Origin of the sequence: Silvania confinis, assembly GCF_025564085.1 — a bacterium.
Classification (GTDB): domain Bacteria; phylum Pseudomonadota; class Gammaproteobacteria; order Enterobacterales; family Enterobacteriaceae; genus Enterobacter; species Enterobacter confinis.
Map to the genome: position 1 here is coordinate 706955 of NZ_JAMGZJ010000077.1, position 12607 is coordinate 719561.

General features: G+C 56.9%; 10 protein-coding genes. All 10 read right to left on the reverse strand.

Annotated elements, in window-relative coordinates:
* Nucleotides 1-8: 8 nt before the first annotated feature.
* On the reverse strand, nucleotides 9-1043 hold the full coding sequence (locus M8013_RS17320) for a Gfo/Idh/MocA family oxidoreductase (RefSeq protein ID WP_271269019.1): 1035 nt from the start codon (nucleotides 1041-1043) through the stop codon (nucleotides 9-11).
* Nucleotides 1044-1147: 104 nt separating this feature from the next.
* Nucleotides 1148-2620: a ribosome biogenesis GTPase Der gene (der, locus tag M8013_RS17325; RefSeq protein ID WP_271269020.1), complete on the reverse strand. Its 1473-nt coding sequence runs from the start codon at nucleotides 2618-2620 to the stop codon at nucleotides 1148-1150.
* Nucleotides 2621-2730: 110 nt separating this feature from the next.
* Complete coding sequence (gene bamB, locus M8013_RS17330; RefSeq protein ID WP_271269021.1) at nucleotides 2731-3909, reverse strand: outer membrane protein assembly factor BamB; 1179 nt, start codon at nucleotides 3907-3909, stop codon at nucleotides 2731-2733.
* 10 nt (nucleotides 3910-3919) lie between these two features.
* The gene (locus tag M8013_RS17335) at nucleotides 3920-4540 is read right to left on the reverse strand and encodes a YfgM family protein (protein ID WP_271269022.1); all 621 of its coding nucleotides are present in this window, start codon (nucleotides 4538-4540) and stop codon (nucleotides 3920-3922) included.
* 13 nt (nucleotides 4541-4553) lie between these two features.
* Nucleotides 4554-5828, reverse strand: a complete 1275-nt coding sequence (gene hisS / locus M8013_RS17340) for a histidine--tRNA ligase (protein ID WP_271269023.1) — start codon at nucleotides 5826-5828, stop codon at nucleotides 4554-4556.
* 92 nt (nucleotides 5829-5920) lie between these two features.
* Nucleotides 5921-7039 (reverse strand): flavodoxin-dependent (E)-4-hydroxy-3-methylbut-2-enyl-diphosphate synthase, encoded by a 1119-nt coding sequence (gene ispG, locus M8013_RS17345; protein ID WP_271269024.1) that lies wholly within the window; start codon nucleotides 7037-7039, stop codon nucleotides 5921-5923.
* A 26-nt stretch (nucleotides 7040-7065) separates the two neighbouring features.
* Entirely contained in the window at nucleotides 7066-8064 is a 999-nt protein-coding gene (gene rodZ / locus M8013_RS17350; RefSeq protein WP_271269025.1) for a cytoskeleton protein RodZ, read from the reverse strand.
* Nucleotides 8065-8356: 292 nt separating this feature from the next.
* On the reverse strand, nucleotides 8357-9523 hold the full coding sequence (rlmN, locus tag M8013_RS17355; protein WP_271269026.1) for a dual-specificity RNA methyltransferase RlmN: 1167 nt from the start codon (nucleotides 9521-9523) through the stop codon (nucleotides 8357-8359).
* 164 nt (nucleotides 9524-9687) lie between these two features.
* The gene (gene ndk / locus M8013_RS17360; RefSeq protein WP_271269027.1) at nucleotides 9688-10119 is read right to left on the reverse strand and encodes a nucleoside-diphosphate kinase; all 432 of its coding nucleotides are present in this window, start codon (nucleotides 10117-10119) and stop codon (nucleotides 9688-9690) included.
* 167 nt (nucleotides 10120-10286) lie between these two features.
* Nucleotides 10287-12596 (reverse strand): peptidoglycan glycosyltransferase PbpC, encoded by a 2310-nt coding sequence (gene pbpC / locus M8013_RS17365; RefSeq protein WP_272501651.1) that lies wholly within the window; start codon nucleotides 12594-12596, stop codon nucleotides 10287-10289.
* Nucleotides 12597-12607: the final 11 nt, after the last annotated feature.

Sequence of the window (12607 nt, forward strand, 5' to 3'; positions counted from 1 at the left end):
CGATGCGCTCAGTGCGGGCCACGCAGCTGCTGCTGTAGGGTCAGCAGCAGTTCGACCTCTTCAAGCCTGCGCCGGGTCGTGCGGGGAACCTCCTGTGGGTCGCGCTCAAACAGACTTTTCGCCCCCAGAATATGTTCCGTTAGACAGCGCTCATAGATCGTGCCAGGGATGTGCCAGCGTTCGATAGCCTCGCCCTTAATCCGCTCCAGCACATCTTCTGCACCCTGTCTGTCGTGGCTGATGATTGTGCCATCGCGCAGGGACAGCCGGAGCCCTTTTTGCCCGCCTGACGGTCCCGCATATTTGTTGAGCCAGATGTCCACCGGCACGCCGCTAATCCGCCCCTGAAGGTGTGCTTCACCTTCTGCGGTGATCAGGTCACCTTTGGCAATATCCTGCCCCAACCGGTCTTTGGCGGTCATCACCTGCAGGTCCATCTCGTCGCTACCGCCCATAAAGCGCATCGTTTCACGCAGCATCGCCAGCACATGCGTACCGATATCCAGAATCACGCCATCAGGGTGGCGAAGCGTGCGCGTATCTGGCTCGCCGGTGGCAAAGTTCAGGGCGATGGGCTCACCCGCAGCGTTAAACCCGCTCGGCTCCTGGAGGAACCCTTCAATTTTTACGATGTCGGTGACGTTATCGACTTGGGCCAGTTGCACTGTACCGAGGCGTGCCATCCAGTGATCGAGCGCCAGCACGCGGGCGGCAACGTCGGACGCTGTCAGCAGGGTTTTCAGTGTTGCGATTTGCGAAAGCGTCGCGACGATGGGTTTTTCCACCACAATGCGGGGAATCGAGCTACTTATCGCCTGTTCAAGCACCTCAAGATGCTGCAGCGATGCCGTAGTGATAAACAACGTGTCCAGGGGCTGTGCGAGGAGTTCTGCCAGCGAAGCACAGCGGGTGACGCCCGCCAGCGTCCTTTCCGGCTGAATATCAAACCCGACACAGCTAAGTGAAGGGCCAAAGGTGCGTTGTAATGCGGGTAAGTACGCCGTTTCCACCACCGCGCCCAGCCCGACAAAGCCAATCTGCATGTGTTTACCTCGTTCGTTGCATTACCGTGATAATCGTCATTTACTCGGTTCAGACATAAAAAAAGCCCGCGACAGGCGCGAGCTTTCCAGGCAATCAGCAAAAATTACTTGCCTTTCTTAATGTGTTTAATCAAACGCTTACGCTTACGCATCTGGTTCGGGGTCAGGGTGTTACGCTTGCCAGCAAACGGGTTTTCCCCTTCCTTAAACTGGATGCGGATCGGCGTACCCATCACGTCCAGCGATTTACGGAAGTAGTTCATCAGGTAGCGTTTGTAAGAATCCGGCAGATCCTTCACCTGGGTACCGTGGATAACCACGATTGGCGGGTTATAACCGCCGGCGTGGGCGTATTTCAGCTTCACGCGACGACCGCGCACCAGCGGCGGCTGATGGTCTTCTGCCGCCATGGTCATGATACGGGTCAGCATCGCGGTACCGACACGGCGGGTCGAGCAGTCGTAGGCTTCGCGTACGGATTCGAACAGATTACCTACGCCGCTACCGTGCAGGGCAGAGATAAAGTGAACGCGGGCAAAGTCGATGAAGCCCAGACGGAAGTCCAGCATCTCTTTGACCTGCTCACGCACTTCATTACTCAGGCCGTCCCACTTGTTGACAACGATAACCAGTGAGCGCCCACTATTGAGGATAAAGCCCAGCAGCGAGAGGTCCTGATCGGAAATGCCTTCACGGGCATCAATCACCAGCATCACCACGTTGGCGTCTTCAATCGCCTGCAGGGTTTTGATCACCGAGAACTTTTCGACCACATCTGTGATTTTGCCGCGCTTACGCACCCCGGCAGTATCGATCAGAATGTATTCGCGCTCGTCGCGCTGCATCGGGATGTAGATGCTGTCGCGGGTGGTGCCCGGCATGTCGTAAACGACCACGCGATCTTCACCGAGGATACGGTTAGTCAGCGTGGACTTACCCACGTTCGGACGACCGACGATGGCCAGCTTGATCGGCAGATCCTGCGGGTTGAAATCGTCTTCAGGCTCTTCTGCGCCCTCTTCGCTTTCTTCGAACTGCGCCCAGTATGCCGCATCTTCATCGACTTCTTCTGGCGGGTTGATCTCGTCAACATATGGCAGCAGTGCGGTTTCCAGCAGGCTGGTGACGCCGCGACCGTGAGAAGCAGCGATCGGGTAGATATCACCCAGACCCAGCGACCAGAAGTCGGCTACCGCCTGATCGGCATCGATGCCGTCAGTTTTGTTGGCGACCAGGAAGGTGGCTTTTTCACGCGAGCGCAAGTGCTTGGCAATGGCGGTATCCGCAGGCATCAGGCCCGCGCGCGCATCAACCATAAACAGCACAATGTCTGCCTCTTCGATCGCCAGCAGGGATTGTTCCGCCATGCGAGTTTCGACGCCGTCTTCTGTCCCATCGATACCACCGGTATCAATACAGATAAACTCGCGACCTTCCACTTCTGCACGACCGTACTTACGGTCACGCGTGAGCCCCGGGAAATCCGCAACCAGCGCATCTCGGGTGCGTGTTAAACGGTTAAACAGAGTGGATTTTCCAACGTTCGGGCGCCCGACAAGCGCGACCACAGGTACCATGATTAAAGCCTCATAAAATTCGATATCACGTCGCGTTTGCGGCGTTTTTTAAAAAATCAAAACGGCCCCTGAAGCAACAGGAGCCGTTGAGTATACTACAACCGCGGTGATTAACGCGTGATCGCGTACAGCGTGCCGTCTTTTGCCTGAATCAGCAGTTTACCGTCAGCCACCACCGGATCGGTCAAGAAACCAGAGCTGTCGACTTTTTCCTGCGCAACAAAACGACCGTTGGTCGGGTCAATCCAGTGCATGTAGCCTTCGCTGTCACCGACTACCAGGCTGCCGTTATACAGCACCGGAGCGGTCAGCAGGCGGTGCAGCAGATCGCTTTGCGTCCACAGCGTCACGCCACCGTCGGTGCTGAGCGCCAGCAGGCGGTCGTTCTGGTCAACCAGGAAGATGCGGTTACCTTCAACCACGAAATCATTGACTGAACCCAGCTCGCGTTTCCACATTACCTGGCCGCTACGCAGATCCATCGCCGTCATGTTGCCATTGTAGGCCAGCGCATACACAACGCCATTGGCAATGACCGGCGTAGTGTCCACATCGCTCAGACGGTCGATTTCGGTCGGACCGGTTGCCTGAGAGATACGCTGCTGCCAAATCAGCTGGCCCTGCTGCATCAATACGGCACTCACACGACCGTTATCACCGCCGACAACAGCCGCACCAAACGCGATAGCCGGGGCAGATTCGCCGCGCAGGGAGAGCGCAGGCATATCCAGGTTGACGGTCCATTTCACTGCACCGTCAGCTTCATTAAGCGCCTGCAACTGACCGTTCGCCGTATGAATCAGCACCATGCCATCGCTGACAACCGGACGTGAAAGGGCTTCGCCTGCCACGCGGGTTTGCCATGCAATAGAGCCATCGCTGGTGTTCAGGGCATAAACCTGCGCCTTCTCGCTGCCCACGTACACATGGCCGCCAGCAACGGTCAGGCCACCAGAGAGCAGTGCAGGCGTGCGGGAGATCCAGCCGCTTTTTTCAGCGAGGTTTATCGACCACACTTCTTTGCCGTCGTCCGCATTTACCGCTTTGACGGTACCTTTACGGTCAGCAGCATAGACAACGCTGTCAGCAAACGCCGGATGCAGGTTGGAATAAAAATCACCAATACCACCGCCGACGGAGGTGCTCCAGGCGGTGGACGGTGCAAACTGATTTTCAACCGTTGGCAACGGTGACATGGTGACAATATCTTCTTCACCATTAAACAGTGAACAGCCACTCAATAACGTAACGGAAAGCAGTCCTGGCAGAAGTAATTTACGCAATTGCATTGGGTCCCTCTCAGACGGACAAATTATTTATTTTCATCTGCATCATTTCGCTCAGTGCGGGTGAGGCGTTGCTTTTCACGCCCGCTTCCCATGCGCTGCGCGCGCCTTGTTTGTCGCCCTTGCTGAGCAGTGCTTCACCGCGCAAGTCGGCCACAATCGAGGCAAAACCTTCACCTTTCACGGTCTCCAGCGTTTTCAGTGCTTCATCAGTTTTCTTCTGCTGAACCTGAATACGGGCGAGACGCAGGTTAATCACCGCTTTGAGGTTGGCGTCTTTTGTTGCGGCCAGCCCCTGCTGCAGCTGTGCTGCCGCTTTATCCAGTTCGTTCTTATCAACGAACTGCTGAGCCACTTCAAGCGAGGCCAGTGCGCCATAGGTATTTTTGGTTTCTGCCGCAAATTTCTCTGCCGCCGCCAGCGTTTGTGGCTGATCGGCACGAATAGCGCTCACCGTATTTTCATACTGTAAAGAGGAACCGCGCGCAGAGTCGACCTCATGACTGTTCCAGTAACGCCAGCCCATCAGCGCGCCAATACCTAAAACCACCCCGACAGCCAGCGCTTTGCCGTTTTCAGCAAAGAAGCGTTTAACCGCGTCGACCTGGTCGTTTTCGTTCTCGTACATTTCCACGCTGTCTTTCTCCTTAGCCCAGTAGAGTGCGCAAGTGCGCCGCAACGCCGTCCTGCGTTACCGTTGTTTGCTCACCAGAGCGCAGATCTTTCACTACTACTTCGCCGTTAGCCACTTCTGACTCGCCAAGTACCAGTGCGACACGCGCGCCCCATTTATCGGCACGCGCAAACTGTTTTTTAAAGTTGCCGCCGCCATGGTTGGTCATCAGCTTAGCGTCCGGCAGCGCATCGCGCACGCGTTCGGCAAGCTGCATTGCCGCAGACTGCGTTTCCGCGCCTGAGGCCACCAGGTATATATCGACAACAGGATCGGCTTTAAATTCCGGATTAACTGCCTGAACTAACAAAACAAGTCGTTCAAGGCCCATCGCAAAGCCAACCGCAGGTGCTGCGCGACCGCCTAACTGTTCGACCAGGCCGTCGTAACGACCGCCCGCACAGACCGTACCCTGCGAACCGAGGCTGGTGGTAACCCACTCAAACACGGTGCGGTTGTAGTAGTCCAGACCGCGAACCAGGCGCTGGTTTACTGTATAGGCAATGCCTGCGGCTTCCAGCTGCTTGCACAGACCGGCGAAGTGTTCACGGGATTCTTCGTCCAGATAATCGCCGAGGGCTGGCGCATCATTCAGCAGAGCCTGCACGTCCGGGTTTTTGGAATCCAGCACGCGCAGCGGGTTGCTGTACATGCGACGTTTGCAGTCTTCGTCCAGTTTATCCTGATGCAGTTCCAGGAACGCCACCAGCGCATCGCGATAGTTCGCGCGCGCGTCCAGAGAACCGATAGAGTTCAGCTCCAGCGTGACGTGTTCAGAGATGCCCAGCGCACGCCACCAGCGGGCGGAGAGCATAATCAGCTCGGCGTCGATGTCAGGTCCTTGCAGACCAAACACTTCCACACCCAGCTGGTTAAACTGGCGATAGCGTCCTTTTTGCGGACGTTCGTGGCGGAACATTGGACCGATATACCACAGGCGCTGCTCCTGATTGTACAGGAGACCATGCTCGATGCCGGCGCGTACACAGCCCGCCGTACCTTCCGGACGCAGGGTCAGGCTGTCGCCGTTGCGGTCCTCAAAGGTATACATCTCTTTTTCAACCACGTCGGTGACTTCACCGATGGCGCGTTTGAATAACGGGGTCTGCTCTACAATCGGCAAACGGATTTCGCTGTAACCGTAACCGCCGAGCACCTGCTTCAGGGTGCCTTCAATGCGTTGCCAGATGGCGGTCTCGCCAGGCAGGTAATCGTTCATGCCGCGAATGGCTTGAATGTTCTTTGCCACGTTTGTTCTCTTTCTATAGACAAAAATGAACCCTGGGGTTCATTAACCGAAGGGTTCAATCATACACAGGAAGCATACCGCTTCCCATCACGTTATTTTTCTACTTGTAGCACGCTGATGCGCTTCGCTTCATCCAGCATCGCTGCTTTGGCGCGAATACGGGCTTCAAGCTGATCGATCATGTCGTTATTATCCAGACGATCTTTGCGGACACCATCTTCATAGAGACCACTTTTCTTGTTGCCACCGGTAACGCCCAACGTCGAGACCAGCGCTTCACCCGGACCGTTCACCACACAACCGATAATCGAGATATCCATCGGCGTGATGATATCTTCCAGACGCTGCTCGAGAGCATTGACCGTACCGATCACGTCAAACTCCTGACGCGAACAGGTGGGGCAGGCGATAAAGTTGATCCCGCGGGCACGAATGCGCAGCGACTTCAAAATGTCAAAACCGACTTTGATCTCTTCGACCGGATCGGCGGCCAGCGAAACGCGCAGGGTGTCGCCAATGCCTTCATTGAGCAGCAGACCGAGGCCAATCGCCGATTTCACCGCACCGCTGCGGGCGCCACCGGCTTCGGTGATCCCCAGGTGCAGAGGTTGATCGATCTGCTTCGCCAGCAGACGATAAGACTCAACGGCCAGGAAGACATCAGAGGCTTTAACGCTGACTTTGAACTGATCGAAGTTCAGGCGATCGAGATGATCCACATGGCGCATGGCGGATTCCAGCAGCGCCTGGGGCGTCGGCTCGCCGTACTTTTCCTGCAGATCTTTTTCCAGAGAACCGGCGTTGACGCCGATGCGGATGGGAATATTTCTGTCGCGGGCACAATCCACTACCGCGCGGATACGCTCTTCACTGCCGATGTTGCCGGGGTTAATGCGCAGGCAATCTACACCGTATTCCGCCACTTTAAGTGCGATACGGTAGTCGAAGTGAATATCGGCAACCAGCGGAACAGAGACCTGCTGTTTGATGAGTTTGAACGCTTCTGCCGCATCCATTGTCGGCACGGAGACGCGGACGATGTCTGCGCCAACGCGTTCTAACGCTTTGATCTGATTGACCGTCGCCGCCACATCGGTGGTGCGGGTGTTGGTCATTGACTGAACGGCGATAGGGGCACCATCGCCAATCGGCACATTCCCGACGTAAATACGTTTCGATTTTCTACGTGGAATAGGAGCCTGGTTATGCATGAAAAATCTCCCGCGTTGCCTGACTGTTACTGTGCTGCTGATTGTTCGGCATTGAGGGTCAGACGCGCAACCTGGTTAGTTCTGATAAAACGGCTCAGATCGACAGGTTTTCCCTGAAATTGAATCTGCACCGCTGACGGAGCACCAATCTTAAGTTTATACGGTGCCTGGCCTGCCAGATTTAAGCTGCCATCTTTACGCTGCAGACCACTGAACAGTTTTTTGCCGGTCGCGTCGGTCACTTCAAGCCAGCAATCGGCAGAGAAGTTCATCACCAGCGCATTGGGATCGGCAGGGGTAGCAGACACGCCAGCCGGATCGGCTGGCAGCGACTGGGCGGCGTTATCCGCCGTGACCGCGGGTGCGGTCTCGACGTTAACCTGAGAAGGTGAAACAACGGCGTTATCGGCAGGCGCTTGCGCAGTCTGGCCGGCAACAGGCGCGCTATTTTGCGCCGTGACCGCATCAGGCGTATCGCTGGCAGGTGCCTGCGGTTCGTTCGCAGTGACGGACTGGTCCGTATTCAACGGGATGCTCTGTGCGCCATCGCCCGCCGAGCCGTTCAGCTCAGCGGTGGACTGGTCGGCCATGGTGGTGATCTCTTCCTGCTGCGCTTTGTGGTTTTGCCACCACCACGCGCCCGTCAGGCCAATCACCACAAACAGCACCAGCCAGGTAAAGCTCATCAGCCAGCCATCTCGTTTTTTACGGCGTTTACCCAGCGAAAAACTCTGCATCGGTGCGACTTTCGCCGGTCTGACCGGTGCCTGCTTTTCCATCATCGGCAGCAGTTCATTTTCGGGGATATGCACCAGTTTCGCATATGAGCGGATATAGCCACGCAGGAACGTCGAAGCAAGATCGGCAGGAGCCTTATCCTCTTCAATATCGCGGACCGTGGAAACCTTCAGACATAAGCGTTCAGCAACATTCTGCTGGCTCAGGCCGAGTTGTTCACGGGCGTTGCGAAGACGAACGCCAGTGGAAAGTGCTGCATTTTGGTCGTGAGTGGCTTCAGTATTCATTCGCTACAACTACTGGTACGTGAGAATTGAGGATCCAGGCGCCGGTGAATCACAATGCGCCTGCACCGCGAAACTTCTGGTCAGTTAACCTTAGTAAAGCAGCACATAACTGTCAGCTTTTCATTTGACAGAATCGGCTTGTCAGTAAGGCTAAACTGTTGTTGCGTCGCTACATACTGCCTTAAAGTCATATAAAACGCACCGTAATTATTACCCATACCACAGTGCTTTGACTTTTTATTCGTGCAATCAGCAGCAACGGTGCAGATTACGCACCGCAGCGGCATAAAAATCACACGGTCTTGACGTCGATTGCCTCGCCCTGCATACGTTTACGCAGCGTGCGCTTGGTACGGTCGATGACCTCACCCGCCAGCTGACCACAGGCGGCATCAATATCGTCGCCGCGGGTTTTACGCACAATCGTGGTAAAACCGTAATCCATCAGAACCTTGGAGAAGCGGTCGATACGGCTGTTAGAACTACGGCCATACGGTGCGCCCGGGAACGGGTTCCATGGGATCAGGTTGATCTTACACGGCGTATCTTTTAACAGCGCGGCCAACTCATGCGCGTGATCGGTGCCATCATTAATATGATCCAACATGACGTACTCAATGGTGACGCGACCCTGATTAGCGTTGGACTTCGCAATGTAGCCCCGCACCGAGTTCAGGAAGGTCTCGATATTGTACTTCTTGTTGATTGGCACGATTTCATCGCGAATCGCGTCATTCGGCGCATGCAGAGAGATCGCCAGTGCCACGTCAATCATGTCGCCCAGCTTATCCAGCGCAGGAACAACGCCTGAGGTGGACAGGGTTACGCGGCGTTTGGACAGACCGAAACCGAAATCATCAAGCATGATTTCCATCGCCGGAACCACGTTAGTTAGGTTCAGCAGCGGTTCGCCCATCCCCATCATCACCACGTTGGTGATCGGACGGGTACCGGTCACTTTCGCCGCACCGACGATTTTCGCCGCGCGCCATACCTGGCCAATGATTTCTGAAACACGCAGGTTACGGTTAAAGCCCTGCTGCGCTGTTGAGCAGAATTTACACTCCAGCGCACAGCCTACCTGAGAAGAGACGCACAGCGTGGCGCGGTCTTCTTCCGGGATATAGACGGTTTCAACGCGCTGATCGCCCACGGCAATCGCCCATTTGATGGTGCCGTCAGCTGAACGCTGCTCTTCCACCACTTCCGGGGCGCGAATTTCAGCCACTTCTTTCAGCTTATTGCGCAGAACTTTGTTGATATCAGTCATGTCATCAAAGTCGTCGCTGCAATAGTGGTACATCCATTTCATCACCTGATCGGCACGAAACGGCTTCTCGCCCATATTGAGGAAGAACTCACGCATCTGCTGACGGTTCAGATCCAGCAGGTTGATTTTACCGTTTTTATTCGCAACGACAGGAATGACAACTTCGGAGGTGTTTACTAATTCAGACATAATAGATTCCGGCCTCGTTGTTACACGTTATGGCCCCTGGAGGGTTAAAAAGAAACGCCCCGGAAAGCAGTCGGCTCATCCGGGGCGTTGCATTGTACAAAGTCTGGCGCATTGATGCCACGTCTGCACGTGGCATTTACGAAATAAAGTGTAAACCTGCGCGATTAGCGCTTACGGGCACACACTTCGCCTTCTGCGAAGAAGAAAGCGATTTCGCGGGCAGCAGATTCCAGGGAATCGGAACCGTGGGTGCCGTTCTCGGTGAAGCTGTCTGCGTAGTCAGCGCGCAGCGTACCGGCCAGGGCATTAGCCGGGTTGGTTGCACCCAGCAGATCGCGGTGACGCTGAACAGCGTTTTCGCCTTCCAGGACGGATACCACGATTGGGCCAGAGGTCATGAACTCAACCAGACCATCAAAGAACGGACGACCGTCGTGTTCTGCATAGAAACCGCGCGCCTGCTCAACGGTCAGGTGCAACATTTTGGTGCCGACAATCTGGAACCCTGCCGCTTCAAAGCGAGCAAAGATGCTGCCAATAACGTTTTTTGCCACCGCATTCGGCTTGATGATGGAAAAAGTACGTTCAATAGCCATGATAACCCCTGTGATTTGTTCTGTTGTTTTGCATAACTGCGAAATATGGCGCGGATTATAATGAGCATTCCGGTCATTGCCTATGGATGTATGTAACATTTTTTTAAAATAAGACGAATATTAACAACAGATCGGCGCTGGATCGTGTTTTCTATTCTGGCAACGCACTATTGCAGCAAAAAGTTAACCGTTGCCACCTGTCCCACCTCATCCATCACCAGCAGTTGATACTCTCCAGCCCTGTCGAGCCGCAGCGTATATGCCCGCCCCTCTGCATTCAGGGGTTCGCCATTGAGAAACCACCAGCGCACGCCATCGCTACCACTGGCCACCAGCGGCAGTGACACCTGCGATTCACCCGGCAGACGCCGGATGACCGCCCCTTCGCGGATCCCCGAGAGGATCAGCGGTGCCGGGAAAGCCTGACTCAGTGGCGGGCAGGTTTGAGACGCGGGCGGGATCCGCGCCGCACGCCGTTCTGCCTGCGGCAGCCACGGTTCCAGCGGTAGCGGCCACACTTCAACAGTCGTTTCTTTCGCCACCGGGCAGTCGGGCGCCACGCGTTGACCGGCGTTATCGAGCCAGACGGGGAAGCGAAGGCCGCGGATCCCTTCCTGCTCCGGCAGCAGTAAAGTTGGCGGCTGGCTACCGTCGAGCAGCCAGGTCGAGAGCCGCCTGCGGCAATTGGTATCGCCTTGTGGCAACGATTGCCCGCCCGGCCAGCAAATCACGCCGCGCCCCACCGATGCCGGGCGCGGGTCACGAGGCAGACGCGCCTCGTCCACCGCCGATCGCGACTGCAGCAAATTGTTAACCTGATTGAGCAGCGGCACGGCGCTGGCAAAACCAAACTGCCCTGCCACCGGGGTGCCGTCAGGCCTGCCGGTCCAGATGCCGATCACGTAGCGCGCATTCAGCCCTATCGCCCAGGCATCGCGATAGCCGTAGCTGGTGCCGGTTTTTATGGCCAGCGGGACCACCTGCGTCAGCGCGCTGTCCGGCAGCGGCTGCGCTTCATTGGCGAGGATGCGACGAATAATCCACGCCGCCCCCGGCGATAACAGCGGGCGTTCAAGCAGCGGGTCATTGGGCTGCAGACGCAGCTTGCCCACGTTGCCGTGTCGGGCGAAGGCGCTGTACGCGGCAGCGATATCCTCAAGACGTGCCCCGGCACCGCCCAGAATCAACGAGAGATTGGGCTGGGCACCCGCCGGAAGCAGCAGCGGTAGCCCGGCGTTACGCAACATGCCGGCAAATTTTTTCGGCCCATAGGCCTCGAGCACCTGAACTGCGGGCAGGTTCAGCGAGCGAACCAGCGCTTCGCTCATGCCGATCGGCCCGTGAAAACCGCTGTCGAAATTGCCGGGACGATAATCCCCCGTCCGCCGGGGAACATCCTGCAGCAGCGATGCCGGGTGGATCAGCCCGTCATCCATCGCCATCCCATAGATAAAGGGCTTCAGTACCGATCCCGGGGATCGGATCGCTGAGATCATATCCACGTGGCTGAACCGGGTATCGTCGTGGATGTCGACGGAACCGACCCAGCCGCGCACTTTCATGTCGGTGTGATCAACGACGATCATCGCCAGCGAGCTGCGCGGCGCTAGCCGTGACTTCCAGTTGAGGGCCAGCTCTTCAAGCTGACGTTGCAGGGTGGCATCCAGGGTAGTGACCACTTTGCTGTCGCGGCTTTTACCCAGCATCATGCGTGAGAACAGCGGTGCCAGCTGCGGCATTTGCCGGGGTGCCAGCCACACCGGCTCTTCCCGCGACTCGCGAACCTGGCTGACTTCCCAGACGCCCTGCGAGGCCATCCTGTCGAGGACTTTGTTGCGCGCCGCTTCTGCACGCTGAGCCCAGCGATCCGGACGCAAACGACTCGGGGCCTGCGGCAGGACGGCCAGCAGCGCGGCTTCGGAGTAGCTCAGCTGCGCGGGCGCTTTGCCCAGATAAACCCAGCTTGCCGCCCCCACCCCCTGTAACGTGCCGCCAAACGGCGCGCGGTTCAGATAGAGGGTGAGGATTTCGCGTTTGGACAGGTGCCACTCCAGCTGGAGCGCCCGCCAGAGCTGACGCACTTTACCGCCGAGCGTGCGGGGATGGGGATCCAGCAGGCGTGCCACCTGCATGGTGAGGGTACTGCCGCCGGAGATGACCTTTCCGGCGCGAAGATCCTGCCAGGCCGCACGCAGCACGGAAAACGGGTTGACTCCGGGATGTTCCCAGAACCAGCGATCTTCGTACTGGATCAACGCCTCAAGATAGCGGGGGGAGACCTCTTCGAGGGTGACCGGATAGCGCCAGATGCCCTCCTGGTCGGCAAAACGCCACAGCGGGGTGCCGTTTTCATCCACCACCACCCGCGCGGGATTGACCTCCTGCAACGGTAGCGGCCACAGCCGATCGGCCGCAACCACCATTCCCCACAGGATAAGCAGCGCGCCCGCCAGCCACCACAGCCAGCGGGCGCGCATCAGACGTAAAC

Excerpts from the sequence above, each read along its gene's own strand:
- ndk (WP_271269027.1), bottom strand. The coding sequence starts at position 10,119 with ATGGCTATTGAACGTACTTTTTCCATCATCAAGCCGAATGCGGTGGCA.
- bamB (WP_271269021.1), bottom strand. The coding sequence starts at position 3,909 with ATGCAATTGCGTAAATTACTTCTGCCAGGACTGCTTTCCGTTACGTTA.
- rodZ (WP_271269025.1), bottom strand. The coding sequence starts at position 8,064 with ATGAATACTGAAGCCACTCACGACCAAAATGCAGCACTTTCCACTGGC.
- M8013_RS17320 (WP_271269019.1), bottom strand. The coding sequence starts at position 1,043 with ATGCAGATTGGCTTTGTCGGGCTGGGCGCGGTGGTGGAAACGGCGTAC.
- rlmN (WP_271269026.1), bottom strand. The coding sequence starts at position 9,523 with ATGTCTGAATTAGTAAACACCTCCGAAGTTGTCATTCCTGTCGTTGCG.
- pbpC (WP_272501651.1), bottom strand. The coding sequence starts at position 12,596 with ATGCGCGCCCGCTGGCTGTGGTGGCTGGCGGGCGCGCTGCTTATCCTG.
- ispG (WP_271269024.1), bottom strand. The coding sequence starts at position 7,039 with ATGCATAACCAGGCTCCTATTCCACGTAGAAAATCGAAACGTATTTAC.
- der (WP_271269020.1), bottom strand. The coding sequence starts at position 2,620 with ATGGTACCTGTGGTCGCGCTTGTCGGGCGCCCGAACGTTGGAAAATCC.